The following is an 18,992-nucleotide window of genomic DNA, read 5'->3' on the forward strand; positions in this document are numbered from 1 at the left end:
AGATGTAAAAGAAATTAAAGTAGATGAAAATGAAGTTATGACATTAAAGGAAGTTAAAGCTTTAAAAAAAGAAATGGTAAGAATTAAAGAGGAAAATGAAATATTAAAAAAAGCTATGGCCATATTTGCAACAAGAAATTAAATGAAGTAATAGAATTTATAAATATCAATAAAAACAAGCATGATATTAAGACTATGTGCACCGTTCTAGGCGTAGCCAGAAGCACATATTATAAATCTTTTGATAAAGCTAAATCTGAAAGAGAACTAGAAAATGAGGAATTAAAATCAGCTATTAAAAGGATATATAAAGAGAATAAAGGCATATATGGTGCTCCTAGGATTCATCATATACTTGGTATAGAAGGCTTCAATGTATCATTGAAGCGAGTTCAAAGACGAATGACTGAACTTGGCCTTTGTGCAACAACTGTAAAAAAATACAAACCTCATTCAAGTAAAAAGGTAGTAGAAGGTTTGGAAAACGTTTTGAAAAGAGATTTTACTACTACTTCTATTAATGAAAAATGGGTAGGAGATATTACATATATTCATACTATCAAAGATGGTTGGTGTTACTTAGCTTCAGTTCTAGACTTATATTCTAAAAAAATAATTGGCTACGCTTTCGGTCAGAGAATGACTAATGATTTAGTTGTTAAAGCCTTAAAAAATGCTTATTACAGCCAATCTCCCGATAAAAATAAGCAATTAATATTTCATAGTGATTTAGGCTCTCAATACACTAGTAATGATTTAAGGGAGCTATGCAAAGAGTTTAATATTATACAATCGTTTAGTAAAAAAGGTTGTCCATATGATAATGCTTGTATAGAATCTTTCCATTCATTAATAAAAAAGGAATAAATATATAGAAATACATACCGTACCTTCGAAGAAGCTAATATGGCTATTTTTAAATATATTGAAGGTTGGTATAACAGAAAAAGGCTACACTCGTCTATTAATTACATGACTCCAGATCAATGTGAATTATTAGCTAGAAGTGTAGCATAAAAAAGTTTGACTTTTTATGTCCAAAATATTGACATAAGACCAATATAGATAGTAGCCATTCAACGACCTTTATTGATAAGTTCATTTAACGACCGTTTATATATTCCTAATTATATTTTAATAATTAATTATTATCTTTCTTTATTAATCCTTTCTTAATTAAAATCTCTTCTAAATAATCCTTATCTAATTTGTTTAACTCAAATTTTTCTGCACTAAATTCACAAGTAAAAGTTGGTTCCATTATGCTAAAGTCTAACATTTTTAAAGATGAATTATCAAATGATTTATTAGGTTTAAATAATAATCTCCTTCCATCCTTCTCTTCATCTTCAGGTATAGGAATTTGTAATGAAAAATTCTTAAAATATAATTTAAATAAATACTTTGTATATCCTTTAGCACTATCTATTTCTTTTCTCTTAAATAATTCAAATCCAATTCCATTAAAAGGATTTAATCCTGGAGCAAATTCTAAATACCCCTTATTTACAGAGTTTTTTAATATATTATCTTTTTCTTCTTTTGGAATATTTGAATCTATTGCACAAATCATAGCACTATAAGACTTTATACAATCTTTTAATTCTTCAGATGGCATAACACTAAAAGCCATTTTTTCTAATGCTTTATAAACATAATATGAGTTATATTTTTGTCTTTTAAAAGTTATTATAAAACCATCATCGGTAAATTGCATACTTTTATTATCACTATCTTCTAAAATAAATGCTTTTAACGAATCACTTATCTCTGCTAATGGTGATTCATTCTTTTTCATTTCTATCCTTTGATGTTCATCTTTATATTTATTTGTATTTTTCTTTCCATATATCTGTGATGTAAACTTAAACGGAAGAATATATTTACCAAAACTATCCTCATAAGTAGATCCAAATGCTCTATTACATTGATCACATTCATTTTCTGAAAATAACTTCTTATTTCCTATACTTTCAGATATTATATGGGTAACTTCTTTAAATTCTACCTCTGGTTCACTTTTTAAACAAAACCTACATGTATGAATTATACTTTTGTTTTTCTTATAATTCATATTTTTATCCTCTAAATGTTCACATTTACTTATACATTCATATAATTTTAAAAATTCTTCATCAACCATAATCCTAAACCCCTTTTTATGTATTTTTATAAATATATTGTAAACTTTATATTTTTATTTTTCTATAATTTATGCAATAATAAAAACATAGAAATAAATACGGAGATGATTTTATGAGTACTGAAATAGAAAAGTTAACTCAAATTTTAAAAGAAAGTAATAATATAGTTTTCTTTGGCGGCGCTGGGTGTAGTTGTGAAAGTGGTATACCTGACTTTAGAAGCTCTAATGGATTATTTAATGAAAAACTTAATATAACATTTACTCCAGAACAGCTAGTTTCCCATAGCTTTTATATAAGATATCCAGAAGAATTTTTTAACTTCTATAAAGCTAAACTTATATATCCTGATGCAAATCCTAATGCAGCACATATTGCACTAGCTAAGCTTGAAGAAATGGGAAAACTAAAGGCTGTTATAACTCAAAACATAGATGGATTACACCAGGCGGCTGGTTCTAAAGTGGTTTATGAGCTTCATGGCTCTGTTCTTAGAAATTATTGTGTAAAATGTCATGCCTTTTATGATGAAAAGTTTATTTTAGAATCTAAAGGAGTACCTACTTGCACTAAATGTGGAGGAAGAGTTAAGCCTGATGTAGTTCTTTATGAGGAGGGCTTAGATGATTCTACTATTAGAGGTGCTGTAAATGCTATAGCTAATGCAGATACATTAATAATAGGAGGTACTTCTTTAGTCGTATATCCTGCAGCAGGGCTTATTGATTACTTTAAAGGTAAAAACCTTATACTTATTAATAAAAGCTCAACTTCTGCTGATAGTAAAGCTGATCTAGTAATAAATGACTCAATAGGAAAAGTATTAGGTACTGCTATAAATTCAATTTCCTAGGAAATCAAAAAAATTCTCCTAGTCTAAGAAAATTACTTTCCTGGATTAGGAGAATTTAATAATATATTATTCTGCAGCTTTTTCTGAAGAATTTTCTATTTTATCAGAATTTTCTTCATCTCTGCATTTGCACTTATTTTCTTCTTTCTTATGCTCTTTACACTTAGTATCTTCTTTCTTTACATCTTCCTTGCATTTATCTGCATCTTTTTTATCATGTTTATGATGTTTCTTATGTTCTTTTTTATCATCTTTACATTTATTCTTTTCTTCTTTTTCTTTTTTCTTGCAAGGATTGCTTGAAGTATCTTCTATATCATCTTTTGATGATTCCTTAGAAGTCTTTTTACTCTTATCTTCTGTACTCTTTTCTTCTGGAGCTGAAGTTTCCTTCTCCTTCTTTTCTTCTTTATTTTCTGAAGGTGCTTCTATTGTAGCCTTATTACCATCTGCTGGACTAGTACTTAAAGTTTGTGCATAAGTAGTAACACCTTCAACCATCATTAATGCAGAACATATTAATAATGATACAACTTTTTTCTTCATAACTTTTTCCTCCAATGTTTTCTTTAGTTTATTATTACTCCTAAGTATTTCAAGTTTAGTATTACCCTTTTTAAGCCGAATTATGATTGTCCAACACCCTTGTATGGCCCTAAAACTACGATGTAAATAAATCCTTTTTAACTACTAATTTCTCAAATTTGTACAATATAGAAAAAATCTTTTTATCATAAACTAATACTTCTATATTGGTTCCAGAAACCATAGGTGATATTTCAACTTGAAACTCTCCATTTGCTTTTGCTTGAGTTGTTCCTATAGTTCCATTTTCAGATACAATGATAATATTACTATTAGGAACAGTTTTTCCCTTAATATTATCACTGGTAGATGTAACTTTATCTACTTCTAAGTTAACATACTCTTCATAATCTGAGATTACTTGTGTTGCCATCATTGCATGTCCAACTTTATTAGGAGAAATTCTTGCTACTCCATTTTCAATCTTAAAATTTAAAACTTCATCATTATTTAATATGTGATAGCAATCCAAAATTTTATAATCATAATTACTATTATTTTTAACTATTAAATCATTAATTAAATTTATTTGCTCATCAAAAAAATCATAAATATTGCACTTTTTATTAATAGGATTATATACTGTATTTACGTATATCTCAGCTTCAGGAGCTAACTTTTTTATTTTTTTTATTATGTTAGGAAAATCCTTTGAAAATTTATTTACTTCATTTAAAATTTCAGTTTTAATTTCCTCACTATTCAAATATTCACTTATTATAGAGTCAAATTTCTCTTCATCGCAGTTTTGTAATATAGTTTCATCTATATTTAGATTTCCTAATATAGCATTTAATATATTATTTCCTCCAATTGAAATTGTAATTAAATCGGAATCTCTTATTTTATCTTTATTATCATCTATTATACTTAATAATTCTGAAGATGTTATCCCTTCCTTGCTTAAATTACTATAATCTAAATTATCATTTAAAGCATATAAAAAATCTTTAATTAAGGAAACATATTCAACATCATAATCATCATCTGATTCTATAGATATCTCATCACCTAGAGCAACATATTTATCCAATACATTATTAGAAACTTCTCCTTTAGCCTGCATAGTTATAGGTAGTGCTAATAAAATTATTCCTATAGTTATTATAAATACTACTTTAAATCTACTCTTTCTTTTCACAATACACCCTCCACATTTTTGAACTCCTATATTTATTATAGGTGCTTTTTTTCTAAATTTATAGATTTTTTAGGTATTTTTTTCCAAAATATATCTACATAATTTCTATCTATATTTAAAAATAATTTATTTTTCTACATATTATTTTTGTAAACATTTTCTAATGCAAATAAATAAAATAAGCTACTTTAAGTAAAATAAACACAATTACTTAAAGCAGCTTAAATTTTTACATATATTTCTCTAAAGTTTCAGCTCTACTATAAGATTTTTTTATTATCTCTTTTGGATAACCTATATGATCTAATAACTTAATAGCATTACGCGTTTTAGATACTCCTCTTTTTAACTTGTAATCAAAATTTAATCCCTTACTATCTACTTTTTCACTAAAATAGAAGAAATCATAATTTTCCTTAAGAATATCTGTAAGTTCTCTATCATGTGTTGCAACGATTGATATACTATCTTTACTATTAATATATTTTAATATTTCTGCAGAAGATGCTATTCTTTCAATTGGATTTGTACCTCTAAAGATTTCATCTATTGGACAGAATACTGGTAAATCTAAGTCTAAAGCTTTAATTATTCTAAGTAATGCTTCAGCTTCAGCCATGTAATAACTCTTTCCTAACGTAACATCATCACTTGGGCTTATTGATGAAACTATATTAAATAAACATGCTTCATACTTTTTAGTTAATGTAAAATTAAATGTTTGTGCAAATATAATATTAAGACCTATCATTCTTAAAAATGTAGATTTTCCTGCCATATTTGTTCCCGTTAAAACAATTCCCCTCTTCTCAAAATTAATTGAGTTAGGAACTGCATCTTTAATTAATGGGTGTATACCATCTACTATATTAATACCAACTTTATCTACAAACTTAGGTTTAGTATACTTTCCTTTTATTTCTTCTTTATAAGATGCTATAGACATATAACTTTCTATCTCACCTATTAAATAATACAAATCTAAAATATACTCTCTTTTTTCATCTAATAAGCTAGCAATTCTATAAAAAGCAGTTTCCTCTAATAAAAATGGAATAGTTAAAATTTCAAAAACTCCACCACCTGTGTTAGCCAATTGAATCGGTCTAGTAGCACTATCAATACCCTTTAATTCTTTTAATAACTCTTTAATTTTATTATTATAATTTTCAATTGCAGGATGTTTTATCTCTTGAATTTGTTTTGCCGAAATTATAATATTTCTTAAATAAAGTAATCCTTGTGATTTAACATTTTTTCTTTCTTTATCATTAATAAATACATTGACCCATAATAATATAAATGTAGCTAAAAGTAACGTAGGCTCTTTTAATAATATAGATGCTATTATTGTTCCAAACATTAAAACCCTACCAAATAAAATATATAAATAATATTTAGTTTTATTTTCTTCTAAAGACTCCATTATCATATCTAAGAACGTATTTTTTCTATCATATCCTAGCTTAAAATAAATCATTTGTAACTTTGTTCTTAAATCAGTAGATTTTCTTAATGTTTCAACTAATTCATCTCTTTCCTCTAACTTTTTCTTATCATGAAGTGGATTCCTAAGCATTTTATATAAAATTGCTTCTCCAGCACTACTATAAGTTCTATCAACCTTAGCAAAAACTTCATCCATGTTGAAATCATCCCAAGTTTGATCATCTATTGTATATCCATCATGTTCTTCCATATCAAAATAAGTTCTTATATGCTTAAAGTTTCTTTTCTTTTTTCTTTCTTCACCAAAGTCTTTTTCCATCATATCATAAAGACCTAAAAGTGAATCCATTATATTCTTCATTTTACACCTCTTTTTACCCATTAAGTTTAATATGAACATTTAAGTACTATTATACACTATAATCTTATCTTATTATATAAAAAGCAACATAGTATCCATAAAAAATATCCCTATAAGTCTAAATAATTATTTAAAACTTATAGGGAGTATAAAATTTTATTTTTCTATTTCGTCTTTTTTTATATGTAAATCCATTTGTGGATAAGGTATACTTATCTCCTCTTCATCAAACTTAACTTTAACTGATTCAAGTAAATCAAAATGTACCTTCCAATAATCACTATTATTAACCCAAACTCTTACTACAAAATTAACAGCGCTATCTCCGTGTGCAGAAAGCGCTATAAATGGTTCAGGTGTTTTTAAAATTAACTCATGTGCATCTACAATATTAGATAATACTCTCTTTACCTTAAGAACATCTTGCTCATATCCAACTCCAAAAGTTAAATCTACTCTTCTTAACTCTTTTGCTGAGTAATTTACAATACTTCCATTTGCTAAATTACCATTTGGAACAAGTATAAGCTTATTATCTACAGTTGTCATATGTGTATAAAACATTCCTATTTTTTCAATAGTACCTGTATGCCCAGCTCCTTCAATGTAATCTCCAACATTAAATGGTCTTATTAATAATATTATTACTCCTCCTGCAAAATTAGATAAACTACCTTGTAATGCAAGCCCTATAGCAACCCCTGCTGATGCAAGTAAAGCTGCTATTCCTGTTGTTTTAATCCCTACTTGATCTAAGAATACATAAATTACTATTCCTTTTAATACTACTTCCAGAAAAGTATCTAAAAAAGATCTAACTGTTGCATCTACATTTCTTTTCTCTAATGTTCTACTCATTATATTTACTATTTTTTTAGCAAGCTTCCAACCAATCCATAGTAAAAATAACCATATAACTAACTTTATTCCTTCTGTAGTTGCCCAATTAATAAGTTTGTTTAAAAATTGTTCTAAGTTCATAGTTATAAAAAACTCCTCCTAAGTTTATTCATTATTTTATTATATACATATTTAATTTTTTGTAAACTTAAATTAATTCAATTGGTTTTTTACTGTAAATTCCATTAAATTTCTCTTAATATTCTATTAAGTTAATTTCAAAAAAAACATTTTAAGTATATAATGTATTTGGTACTTGTAATTTCTCAAGATATCTTACCAGAAAGGAGTTATTATCGTGTAATGAAACTTAACTTGAAAAATATACCTAACTATTTATTAATTCTATTATATCCGTTATTTTTATCAATTTTATTAGAATATAATATCTGTCAGAACTTTAATGACACATTAAAATTTCTAATAAAAAAACCTAACATATTATTATTTAATATTATTATTTGTACCATATTATTTACTGTTATTTTTCTTATATTTAAAAAAGCTTACTTATCTATGACCATTCACGGAGGTATACTTTATATTCTTTCTTGTATCGAATATTTTAAATATAAAACCAGCGGCAGTCATTTGGTAATAAGTGATTTATTAATGACAAAAAATTTAAGTGACGTTGGAAAATTTGCTTCATTAAAAATTACTTACCCATTAATCCTTAACTTTATAATATTGGCCTTATATATTTTCTTAACTTATAAAAACAATTTAAATTTAGATTTTTCGCTTAAAAAACGCGTTTGTAGTTGTGCCTTTATAAGTTTATTGATAACTATAATGTTGGCAACATCTATTTCTGCAAGATTTTTTTCAGTGTTTGAAATAGAAACCACAGCCGCTACTAATATATTAGAAAGTAATGAGCAGTTTAGTGATATAGGATTTCTTCCTTATTTAACAAAAACTACATCGGAAAATTTAATGGATATAGTAAATCCACCTGAAAATTATAGTTATGATTCTATAAAGAATCTATTATCTGATACCGATACAAGTACAAGCTCTGAAATTACATCTGAAAATCCTCCTAATGTTATTTTTATTATGTCTGAATCATTTAGTGATTTTAGAGTTTTTGATTCTTTAGATATTGATAGTGATATTTATTCGGGATTTGATTCGGTTGGAGCTGAAGGCTATGTTGGAAATTGTGTAGTTCCGACATTTGGAGGATATACTACAAGAACTGAGTTTGAATTATTAACAGGCTTACCAACCTATGCTATTAATACACCATCAGTTCCACAAAACTTATTAAAAAAGCAGGAAATTATCGATACAATTCCTGGTTACTTTAAATCTCTTGGATATAGTACAGCATATATTCATCCTTTTAGTAAAACTTTTTATGATAGGGATACATTGTATGCTGAATATGGATTTGATAACTTATATTTTGATGATAGTATGACGGTTGAAACAGAATATTTTAGAAGATATATTTCTGATAAAAGTGTTTTTAATCAAATTAAAAATGTTCTACAATCAAATGAAAATCCAAGCTATATATTTGCTACTACTATGCAGAACCATCAACCATATTATGCAGAAACTGCTGAAGGAGCAGATCAATTATCATACTACTTGGCTGGCATTAAAGAAACTAATGATGAATTAAGAGAGTTTACAAATTGGTTAAAGGAATTCGATGAAGATGTATTACTTGTTTTTGTGGGTGATCACTTTCCTTTTTTCACACCAGATGATGATGTTTATGATAGATTAGGTGTTTCTAATAATAATGCAGAGTTAATTTATAATCAAAAATATATATTATGGAATAATTACGATTCTGCTATTTTTAATAAAGATATTAATACTATTTCTGCATTTTATATACCTTATGTTGTTACAGACTTAATTAATTCTAAAAATACTGATTTTATGAGAACTATGAAAAGTTTAATGGAAGAATATCCACTATACTCACCAAGTATTCAAAGCTCTGATTCTAGGAATGAAGCTTTAGATTTAATTACTTATGATAAAGTTATAGGTGAAAATTTTAGCTCTGATAAATATAATAATACTACTAATAATAACTGAATTTACTAATCTTGAAATTTTTTCTCCCTTAATTTATATTATATCTGTATTATACATATATATTTATAAATTAAGGGGGATATATTTTGTTAGAACATATTTTGGATACATTACTTCCAATATTAATTCATATATTTGAATTAATGGGCGTAATTGTATTAACAGTGGGAGCATTTACAGCTTTTTATCATTATGTAAAATCTAAATTTGGTAAAGAAGGCTATTCATTAAAATATCAATTCGCAAATTCTATGATTACTGCACTTGAATTTAAACTTGCTGCTGAAATACTAAAAACTGTTTTGGTAAAAAGTCTTGATGAATTAATAATTTTAGGAGCCTTATTCCTGATAAGAGCCTTAATGACCTTTGTTTTAGAACGTGAAATTAAGGATAGTGAAAAAAATCATAAAAATGCTTTAGAATCTTAATAAAAAATTTGACTCTAAGATATTTTTTTATTAATAAAACATCTTAGAGTCATACCATATAATTATTTAAATTATAACACTAATTTTTTCTTTGACTTCTCTATTATCTTCTCAACTATAGGATCAAATAATTCAACCACTTCTTCCTCTTCTTCAATTAATTCTATAGATCCATAATTAGTTATGGCTCTATGCATAGGTAATTCCCCTAATAGCTCTACATTCATATCTTTTAAGAAATTCTCAGTATTTTCTCCATTAAACAACTTAATTGTTTTATCACAATCTGGACATTTAATATAACTCATATTTTCTATTACTCCAAATATATCTATATTCATTTTTCTAGCCATATTTATAGATTTAGAAACTATCATTGAAATCATATCTTGAGGAATAGAAACCATAACTACTCCTTTTATAGGTATAGTTTGCATTACTGTTAATGGAACATCTCCAGTTCCTGGTGGCATATCTATTATTAAGTAGTCTAATTCTCCCCAATATACTCCTGTCCAGAATTGCTTTACAACATTAACTATAGCTGGCCCTCTCCAAATAACAGCTTCATCTTCTTTTTCTACAACAAGATTTAAAGACATTACTTTAATTCCTTCATTACTTTCTACAGGGAAAATAAGTGTTTCTGTTCCCCTTGCCCTTTCTTCCTCTATATGAAGTAATCTGGGTATACTAGGTCCTGTTATATCAGCATCTAAAATACCTACTCTATATCCTCTTTGAACTAATTGTCTAGCTATCATAACAGACATTGTAGATTTTCCTACTCCACCTTTACCACTCATTACTGCTATTATATTTTTAATTTTATTTTCTGGATTATTTTCAATTCCACACTGTGTTGCATCTTTTCCACATGATCCATGACTTGGACATGTATTACAATTTCCCATTTACTTCACCTCATCTTGATTATATTTTTATATTTATTTACCCTAAGTTTATTCCTAATATTTTTCTTTGTCAAATATAGAAAAACTGCCTCCAATCAATTCCAATATATGGATTGACCCCGGAGGCAGATACATTTTTTTACAGAGAATGTTGTAACATATAATCTTTCCAGTCACCATTCTCTATATAAATACTATTCTTTTCAAAAATATCCTTATCATTCATAGCATAATAATAAACATAACAACTTTCTTTAGTTCCATCTGAAAGCTCAACATCCATTATTATTCTATTATATTCATTTCTATTATCATTTACCCCATAGTAATTTTCCATCTTATCCATTGGAATCATTACCTCTTCAAAGTCATTTAAAGTCATTATCTCACCAACTACCACATCGTCACCTTCTAGCAATGCTGGATATCCCTTATGTAGCATATGATATAGCTTTCCTTTTACCTTTCCAACTTGAGCATTTGATACTTTGCCTAACAAATATTTATTATAGTTAAAGAATCCTGTTCTTAAACTACCATAAACAAAGATTTTCTTTTCTTCTCTTGGTTCTAACATTTTAGCAAATAGCTCCACCAACAGCTTTAATATCTTCTGAATTTTCTACTGCTGCTTTTATTGATAATTCTAACCCTTTTGATATATCAATTGTACTCATAGATGGTTTTTCTGGTTTATCAACTACTTGTGCTGGAATATATGGAACATGTATAAATCCTGCTCTAATATTTGGATACTTCTTGTCTACTAAATATAATACCCCATACATTACATGATTACATACAAATGTTCCTGCTGTATTTGATACTGATGCAGGAATGCCATTATTTTTCATTTCATTAACCATAGCCTTTATTGGTAGGTTTGAAAAGTATGCTGGCTCTCCATCTTCATATATGGCAACATCTAATGGTTGATTTCCTTCATTATCTTCAATTCTTGCATCATCTATATTTATTGCAACTCTTTCTGGTGTTATACCAAATCTACCACCAGCTTGACCTACAGAAATAACAATATCAGGATTATGAATTTCTATAGCTTCTTCAATTTTTGCTAAAGATTTTCTAAATACTGTAGGAATTTCAAGTTTAATTATTTCAGCCCCTGAAATAGTATCAGGTAATAATTTAACTGCCTCTAAAGCTGGGTTTATTGGCTCCCCTCCAAACGGATCAAATCCTGTTATTAAAACTTTCATATTTATCTTCTCCTTTGTTAACTTCTAACTTAAGGGGAAAACTTAGTTATTTTCACCTTATAAGTTTTCAGATAATTATGAGATACTTCCTAAACTAGTAAAATTATTAGAAAATATCTCATATATATTATACCATATTAAACTATTATTTAAATTAAAATGCTAAGAAGTACATTAATATAATATGAATAGCTAATAAAATTAATGCTACTGGTGCTTGATGCTTGATTATTGCATTTTTATCTTCAATTTCAAGTAAAGCTGCAGGCATAATATTAAAGTTAGCTGCCATTGGTGTTAATAATGTACCACAGTAACCTGCTGTTAATGCTAAAGCTCCTGCTATTGCAACATTAGCACCTTCTGCAAATACAAATGGTATACCTATACCAACTGTTATTACTGAGAATGCAGCAAAGGCATTTCCCATTATCATTGTAAATAAAGCCATACCTACACAATAAGCAGTAACTCCTATGAATATATTTCCTTGTGGTAATATACTTGATATTCCTGAAGAAATTACATCTCCAACTCCTGCTGCTGTAAATAAAGCACCAAGTGCTGCTAATAATTGTGGTAGTATACTTACTGCTCCTACTGATTGAAGCATTCTATCTGATTCTTCAACTAAAACTCTTGGTTTTGCCTTAGTAATAATAAATGTAACTATTACAGCTATAACCGCTGCAACACCTATAGCTGCTGTTCCTGAAATTGGCGTAAATTGTGCAATTGCTAATGCAGCTAAAGCTATAACTAATGATGGTATAAATACCTTAAGTCCTAATTTTTCTGCTTGTTCTTCTCCAAATTTTTCATCTAAAGCTTTAACAGTTCCTGGTCTAACTTGCTTAGTTAAAGTAAGTCCTGCTATAACAACTAATATTGCTCCAACTACTACTGATGGTATATATGGTCCAAATACAAATATTATTCCAAGTAATGCCCAAAAGATAGCTGTTCCAATTTTAGCTTTATGATTCTTATCTCTTAATGTTAATACAGCTGTATTTAACATCATAATTCCAATTATTATGTAGAATATTTCTAATAACATATTAGAAATTGCTGCAAAATCCATATATCTCTTCTCCTTTGTAACTATTTATTCTTCTTTCCAAATTGTCTTTCTAATTGCTTGTCCAGTAATATATTTTGAACTAAAACTAATCCAAATGTAATTACTGCTACAGGAACTGATGCTTTTGCAATATCTAATCCTGTTGTTGCATATCCTAAATCGCTTAATGTATTAGCAATTAATAAAACTCCTGAACTTGCTAAGAAAAGATTTTGTCCATAGAAGTTACCATAGTTATCCATAGATGCTGCTGCTGCTTTTATTTTAGCTTCTGTTTTTTCGTCAAGCTTTCCATACTTACTTATTGCTGCACCTTGAGCCATTGGATTTATTAAAGGTCTAACAAATTGTGGATGTCCACTTATTCTTAAAGACATAGCACCAGCTATTTGTCTTATTAAGCAATAAAGAGTTAAAAGCTTTCCTGTTGAAAGATTTTTAACTTGCTTAATTAAAGAAACAGCTTTTTCCTTTAATCCATATCTTTCTGATATACCTATTACAGGGAGTGTTAATATAAATATTGTTATTAATCTTTGATTAACGAATGTTTCTCCAAGTATTGAAAGTATTTCGGTAATATCCATATGAGCTGCAAAACCTGTAGCAAGTGCTGATATTATTATTACAGCTATGCTATCTAACTTTAATGCAAACCCTACTATTACCATTAATATTCCTATTAGTACCATTTTTGTCCCCTCCATTGTGTGTCTATATTATATTTATACTTCTTTTTTATACATTTGTCTACAAGAATTTTATACCTAATCTCTAATTTTATATATATTTTTTAATATATAACGAATTTTATTAATAATTTATCAATAAAATTCATTTTTTTAATATACTTTATTTAGAAGTAACTTTTGTATTTTTTCGCTTTTTTTTAATGAATCTAACACTCAACCGTATAATTATTCACTATTATGATGATAATCACTATCATAGTAATGATGGTCATAATAATCATCTTTTTTATCATAATACTGAAAATCTTTATAATTATTATAGTAATCATAATCATCAAAATAATAATGGAAATCATCTATTTTATTAATATCACTATTATTATTTAAGTCGGTATTAGGTACTATTTCATATTGTTTAGGAGTAGTTTTATTAAAATAATCATCATAGTATGATGTAGGCTCTACTATATAAGAATCAAAATTAATTTTTGTTATGCTAAAAAATAAAATAAAACTTAAACAACTTATCATTCCTTGTTTTTCCTTCATAATTAATTTACCCACTTTCAATTAGTTGCTACAATTATTTTTAGCTATACTTTAAATTTTTATTAATATAAAATAGCTATATCAGAATTAATATAATATTCTGATATAGCCCTCTTTAATTTTAATTCTTTTTATAGACATCTATAAATATATCTGTATAACCCTTTGCCATTAGTTCAGCTTTTCTACTTTCTGCATTTACTCTTTCCTTAAAACTACCTACCACGCATCTATAATATACTTCATCTCTATTTAAGTTATTACTAAGTACACTTATACTTTTTCCTATGTGACATAAACATGCCTTAACAATTGATTGGGCTATTTCTTCAAATTTTGAATCAAATATTAAATTATCTAAAGTATTATCTATAAATCCAACTTCCACTAATATTGCAGGACATTTAGTTTCTCTTAAAACATGAAAGTTAGAAACCTTTATCCCTCTATTAACAAAGCCATTTCTTACTATTTCTGAATTAACTTTATTAGCTAACTCTTCTGCTACTCCACCTTTAGCATATATATGTGTTTCGCATCCCCTTGCACTCTCTGGTTTATATGCATTTCTATGAATACTTAAAAAATAATCATAATCTCCAGCATTTTCTTTTTTACTTCTTTCCATTAAGCTTAAAGTAGCATCTGTAGATCTTGTATAATAAACATTTTCATTATTATTTTTTAATAATTCTCCAATTCTTAAAGCTAATTTAAGAACATTATCACATTCTCTTATACCTTTATATGTTGCTCCTGGATCTACTCCTCCATGTCCAGGATCTAATAACCATTTTGCCATATTGTATATACCTCCTTAGAAATTTATTTTTCAATATAGATATATACAATAAAGGCTTTGTATTTACATTTCTTCTTTAATTTCTAAATTATACAACTTATTTAATAAGTATTTGTATTTTACCTAACGATTTTTCTGTTCCATCACTACCAACTCTAGTTATTATATATATCTCATAAAAATCTCCTATTGCTTCAATATTATTATCTTCTATATAATCCATAATAATATCGTAGTATTTTCTACTGTCATTATAGTCGTCATCAAAGTTTAAAGTTAAATACCTTCCAGCCGGTAAGGTAATCTTATCATATTCTTTAATATTCATATTCTGAGTAAATTTTATCATTGTATTTCTATATGTTACTTTTTTATACTCTTTAAGATCATTGTATGAAATAATAAATCCTAATTCCTTATTAAAATATGTATATTTTCTTTCTACTTCAGCTAAAATTTTACTTAAATTTATTTCAAACTCTTCCGTAAATCTATTAGTATTATTATATTTAATAAAATTTCTCTCATCATAAAACTTTATAAATATTTTATTTAACCCCTCATCTAACGATACCTTTATACTCTCTTCAAGAAATGTAATATTATCTTTTATATTATTTAACTCCCTTATTTTTTCATCAACAATTTCTTTCTGGTTTCTTATAATATGTAAAACTGATTCTGGTGAAGTATAATTTTCTATAATATTTTTTATCTCATTTAATGATAGTCCCATAGCCTTACATTGTTTAATTAAATCCAATATTATAAAATCCTTAGCACTATAATATCTATATCCTGTGCTACTATTTATATAGGAAGGCTTTAACAATCCTACTCTATCATAATGCCTTAAAGCTTCTACTGTAATATTATGTATCTTAGCTACTTCTCCAATGGAAAATTTAGATTTCATATAAACTTACTCCTCTTAACCATTTACTAATAATAATTATAAATACATTTTTTTCACTTAAGATATATTTATTTTATATTTTATATGTTTTTCTTTATTTATATCATTATAAAACATATATTTTACTTTAAAATATAAAAAAGCCATATTGTTAAAGTAAAATTCTAATACATCAATATGGCTTATATTATTCTATTATATTTTTTTAAAATTCTTCTATTACCCTAAATGTATATAACTTTATATTTCCTACTAACTTTATAGTTATAAATGTTAAAGTTTCGGATATAATTGCACTTGCCCAGATACCATTAATACCAAAGAATCTACCTAAAATAAATAAACAGACTGGTAGATATACTATTGATCTTAATATACAACTTAAATTAGAATACTTAGGCATTTCAATTGCTTGATAATAAACTAAACTATTTAAATTTAACCCTACTGCAAAATAACTTAAACATGCTATTTTTAATGCATCATAGGCCATTTTAGCTATTTGTGTATCATTTGTAAATATTGATATTAATGAAGGTCCAAATACAAAACTTATAATAACAAAAACTCCTGTTATTACTATGTTAGAAGTTGCTGTTATTCTATAGAATCCTAGCATTTTTTCTCCATCTTTCTTTCCATAATTATAACTAACAAGTGGTTGAACCCCTAATGTAATTCCGTATAAAACCATATATATGTTAGTAGTTAAATAATTTAATATGCTATATGCGGAAACTCCCATTTCACCTGCATATTTTACTAATGCTATATTATGAAGTAAAACAATTATAGAATAGCTTCCTTGAGCAAAAAATGAAGGGAATCCTATAGTACAAAATTCTTTTACTGTTTTAAATGACACTTTTACATTTCCAAAAGATAGATATCCCTTTTTCATAATAAAATGATGTAATAATATGCTTACTGTTACTATTTGTCCAAGTCCAGTTGCTATTGCCGCACCTTTGATTCCCATTCCTAATTGAAAAATAAATATATAATCTAAAAGTATATTAGTAATAGCACCACTTATAGTAGATACCATTGCTAGCTTTGGTCTACCATCATTTCTAACAAAACTATTTAAAACAATCCCAATTAAGTTTGGTATACAGAATAATGCATAAAATCTTAAATATTCTACAGCTAATGGTTTTAATACTTCAGTTGCACCCAATATGCTTACTATTTGACTAGTGAATAACACACATATTATACTTATTATCAAACTAAATATTAGTAAAGACTTAAAAACTTGTCTAAAAATATTAACTGCTTTTTCTATACTATTTGCTCCAACATTTTTAGAAACTAATGCTCCACCTCCAATAGCAAACATGGAAGCTAATCCAAATAGCATTACTGTAAATGGAAGCACTATATTTACAGCTGCTAAGGCTGAATCTCCAACACCTTGCCCTACAAATATTCCATCTATTACTGTATATAATGAAGAAATAAACATTGCTAGTGCCGATGGAATAGCATATTTAAAAAATTCTTTTTTCATATATATCTCCTTTAATTTTTAATCCTTTCAAATTATAAACTCTTTTCTTACACAAGAGTCAATAGATTTTATTTATATTTTTTTATTTTATATAAAAAAATAAGTTATCTAAAAGCTTCTAAATAAATATAAAACACTTTATATTTACTATATCTTTTAAGATAACCTCTTCTATTTATCTACAGGGTAATTTTATCGTGACCTTAGTTCCCTTTTCTAATTTACTTTCTAACTCTATACTTCCGTTATGCAATTTAACTATATATTTAACTAACGTCAATCCAATTCCACTACTACTTACCTTAGTGCAATTTCCATTTCTCCCTTGCTCAAATCTATTAAATATAAACTTCTGATCTTCTTCTGATATACCAATCCCAGTATCCTTTATAGATATACTTACACTATTATCATTATCTTCTATAAACACTTCTATTCTTCCACCTTCTGGAGTAAATTTAATTGCATTACCTATAATATTAACTATACATCTTTCTATTTCATTTGGATCACAAGATATATACTTTTCTTCTATTTCTGGGTCAATAATTAATTCAATCCCTCTCTCTTTAATATAATTCCTCATAGTTAAAGCAGTTTCTTCTACTAAATAAACTATATCAACATTATCTTCTTTATTTATTTTATAACTTCCCGCCTCTATTTTAGAACTATCTATAATATCATTAATTATTTTTAATAAACTATTTGAGCTTTTTTGTACAATTTCCATATAATAATTAAGCCTTTTTCTAGAAACATCTTTATCTTTATTTAATGAATTTATTAGTTGTACTGTTGATAAAATAACATTAATTGGTGTTCTTAGTTCATGCGATAAGTTTACAAAATAATCATTTTTAAACTTTTCACTTTTTATACTTTTTTCATATAACATTTGATTTTCTTTCATTTTTTCATTAATTTCTTGTGTTTGTTTTTTTACTAATGCTTTCAATATCTTCATATGATTCCAGAAATAAAATATTATGACACCTATTATTAATATATAAAAACAATATGCTATTTTGGTCTTCCACCAAGGACTTTTTATTATTATTGTTATACTACTTTCCTCTGTTAAATCTCCATTATCTTGCATAGCTCTAACCTTAAATGTATACTTTCCTGGAGACAATACTGTGTAATTTGCATAGCTAATATCATGAGAATATATCCATTTCTCATTTAACCCTTCAAGCTTGTATTCATAAGTTATACCAGAATACCTTCTATAATCTGGTAAAAAGAATAAAATAATTACATTATTTTCATTATATTTAAGCTTAATTTCCTTTTCCTCATTAAAGTCTATTTTTTTATTATTAATTCTAATACTACCAATAATAACTTTATCATTTTTATTACTTTCTT

General features: G+C 26.7%; 20 protein-coding genes. 5 read left to right on the forward strand and 15 right to left on the reverse strand.

The genetic code is table 11. From position 1 onward, the window contains the following. The first annotated feature begins 165 nt into the window (after window positions 1-165). A complete protein-coding gene (locus tag I2E98_RS12980) occupies window positions 166-867 on the forward strand; it encodes an IS3 family transposase (RefSeq protein ID WP_347708041.1) in 702 nt (233 codons plus the stop codon). Then, a complete protein-coding gene (locus tag I2E98_RS12985) occupies window positions 868-1,017 on the forward strand; it encodes an IS3 family transposase (protein WP_347708042.1) in 150 nt (49 codons plus the stop codon). A 124-nt stretch (window positions 1,018-1,141) separates the two neighbouring features. Here I2E98_RS12985 and I2E98_RS12990 read toward each other — a convergent pair whose 3' ends face one another. Continuing rightward, window positions 1,142-2,143, reverse strand: coding sequence for an HNH endonuclease (locus I2E98_RS12990; RefSeq protein ID WP_195469322.1), 1,002 nt, complete (start codon window positions 2,141-2,143; stop codon window positions 1,142-1,144). 113 nt (window positions 2,144-2,256) lie between these two features. Between I2E98_RS12990 and I2E98_RS12995 the strand changes: the two genes are divergently transcribed. Beyond that, window positions 2,257-2,997: an NAD-dependent protein deacylase gene (locus I2E98_RS12995; protein WP_195469323.1), complete on the forward strand. Its 741-nt coding sequence runs from the start codon at window positions 2,257-2,259 to the stop codon at window positions 2,995-2,997. Window positions 2,998-3,063: 66 nt separating this feature from the next. Here the strand turns inward: I2E98_RS12995 and I2E98_RS13000 are convergent, their stop codons facing one another. From I2E98_RS13000 to I2E98_RS13015, 4 genes are all read right to left on the reverse strand, one after another. Then, complete coding sequence (locus I2E98_RS13000; protein WP_195469324.1) at window positions 3,064-3,543, reverse strand: hypothetical protein; 480 nt, start codon at window positions 3,541-3,543, stop codon at window positions 3,064-3,066. 115 nt (window positions 3,544-3,658) lie between these two features. Further along, window positions 3,659-4,723 carry a GDSL-type esterase/lipase family protein gene (locus tag I2E98_RS13005; protein WP_195469325.1) on the reverse strand — a complete coding sequence of 355 codons (1,065 nt, stop codon included), beginning with the start codon at window positions 4,721-4,723 and terminating at the stop codon, window positions 3,659-3,661. 229 nt (window positions 4,724-4,952) lie between these two features. Next, on the reverse strand, window positions 4,953-6,521 hold the full coding sequence (locus I2E98_RS13010; protein WP_195469359.1) for a DNA mismatch repair protein MutS: 1,569 nt from the start codon (window positions 6,519-6,521) through the stop codon (window positions 4,953-4,955). Between the two features lie 168 nt (window positions 6,522-6,689). Continuing rightward, window positions 6,690-7,514, reverse strand: coding sequence for a mechanosensitive ion channel domain-containing protein (locus I2E98_RS13015; protein WP_195469326.1), 825 nt, complete (start codon window positions 7,512-7,514; stop codon window positions 6,690-6,692). Between the two features lie 531 nt (window positions 7,515-8,045). Between I2E98_RS13015 and I2E98_RS13020 the strand changes: the two genes are divergently transcribed. Then, window positions 8,046-9,497, forward strand: a complete 1,452-nt coding sequence (locus tag I2E98_RS13020; RefSeq protein ID WP_195469327.1) for an LTA synthase family protein — start codon at window positions 8,046-8,048, stop codon at window positions 9,495-9,497. 86 nt (window positions 9,498-9,583) lie between these two features. Then, on the forward strand, window positions 9,584-9,928 hold the full coding sequence (locus I2E98_RS13025) for a DUF1622 domain-containing protein (RefSeq protein ID WP_195469328.1): 345 nt from the start codon (window positions 9,584-9,586) through the stop codon (window positions 9,926-9,928). A gap of 71 nt (window positions 9,929-9,999) precedes the next feature. Here I2E98_RS13025 and I2E98_RS13030 read toward each other — a convergent pair whose 3' ends face one another. From I2E98_RS13030 to I2E98_RS16350, 10 genes are all read right to left on the reverse strand, one after another. Beyond that, entirely contained in the window at window positions 10,000-10,842 is an 843-nt protein-coding gene (locus I2E98_RS13030) for an Mrp/NBP35 family ATP-binding protein (RefSeq protein WP_195469329.1), read from the reverse strand. 139 nt (window positions 10,843-10,981) lie between these two features. Continuing rightward, window positions 10,982-11,419: a gamma-glutamylcyclotransferase family protein gene (locus I2E98_RS13035; RefSeq protein ID WP_195469330.1), complete on the reverse strand. Its 438-nt coding sequence runs from the start codon at window positions 11,417-11,419 to the stop codon at window positions 10,982-10,984. 1 nt (window position 11,420) lies between these two features. Further along, window positions 11,421-12,062 carry a pyroglutamyl-peptidase I gene (gene pcp / locus I2E98_RS13040; protein ID WP_195469331.1) on the reverse strand — a complete coding sequence of 214 codons (642 nt, stop codon included), beginning with the start codon at window positions 12,060-12,062 and terminating at the stop codon, window positions 11,421-11,423. A gap of 154 nt (window positions 12,063-12,216) precedes the next feature. Next, entirely contained in the window at window positions 12,217-13,146 is a 930-nt protein-coding gene (locus I2E98_RS13045; RefSeq protein WP_195469332.1) for a DUF979 domain-containing protein, read from the reverse strand. Window positions 13,147-13,166: 20 nt separating this feature from the next. Further along, on the reverse strand, window positions 13,167-13,838 hold the full coding sequence (locus I2E98_RS13050; protein ID WP_195469333.1) for a DUF969 domain-containing protein: 672 nt from the start codon (window positions 13,836-13,838) through the stop codon (window positions 13,167-13,169). Between the two features lie 225 nt (window positions 13,839-14,063). Beyond that, window positions 14,064-14,387, reverse strand: coding sequence for a hypothetical protein (locus I2E98_RS13055; protein ID WP_195469334.1), 324 nt, complete (start codon window positions 14,385-14,387; stop codon window positions 14,064-14,066). Between the two features lie 121 nt (window positions 14,388-14,508). Further along, entirely contained in the window at window positions 14,509-15,189 is a 681-nt protein-coding gene (locus tag I2E98_RS13060; RefSeq protein ID WP_195469335.1) for an N-acetylmuramoyl-L-alanine amidase, read from the reverse strand. Window positions 15,190-15,286: 97 nt separating this feature from the next. Next, window positions 15,287-16,105 carry a MerR family transcriptional regulator gene (locus tag I2E98_RS13065; RefSeq protein WP_195469336.1) on the reverse strand — a complete coding sequence of 273 codons (819 nt, stop codon included), beginning with the start codon at window positions 16,103-16,105 and terminating at the stop codon, window positions 15,287-15,289. 205 nt (window positions 16,106-16,310) lie between these two features. Continuing rightward, complete coding sequence (locus tag I2E98_RS13070; protein WP_195469337.1) at window positions 16,311-17,618, reverse strand: MATE family efflux transporter; 1,308 nt, start codon at window positions 17,616-17,618, stop codon at window positions 16,311-16,313. Window positions 17,619-17,793: 175 nt separating this feature from the next. Further along, window positions 17,794-18,966: an ATP-binding protein gene (locus I2E98_RS16350; RefSeq protein WP_347708043.1), complete on the reverse strand. Its 1,173-nt coding sequence runs from the start codon at window positions 18,964-18,966 to the stop codon at window positions 17,794-17,796. Window positions 18,967-18,992: the final 26 nt, after the last annotated feature.

The sequence above is a fragment of the Clostridium sp. D43t1_170807_H7 genome (genome assembly GCF_015555905.1).
Lineage (GTDB): Bacteria > Bacillota > Clostridia > Clostridiales > Clostridiaceae > Clostridium.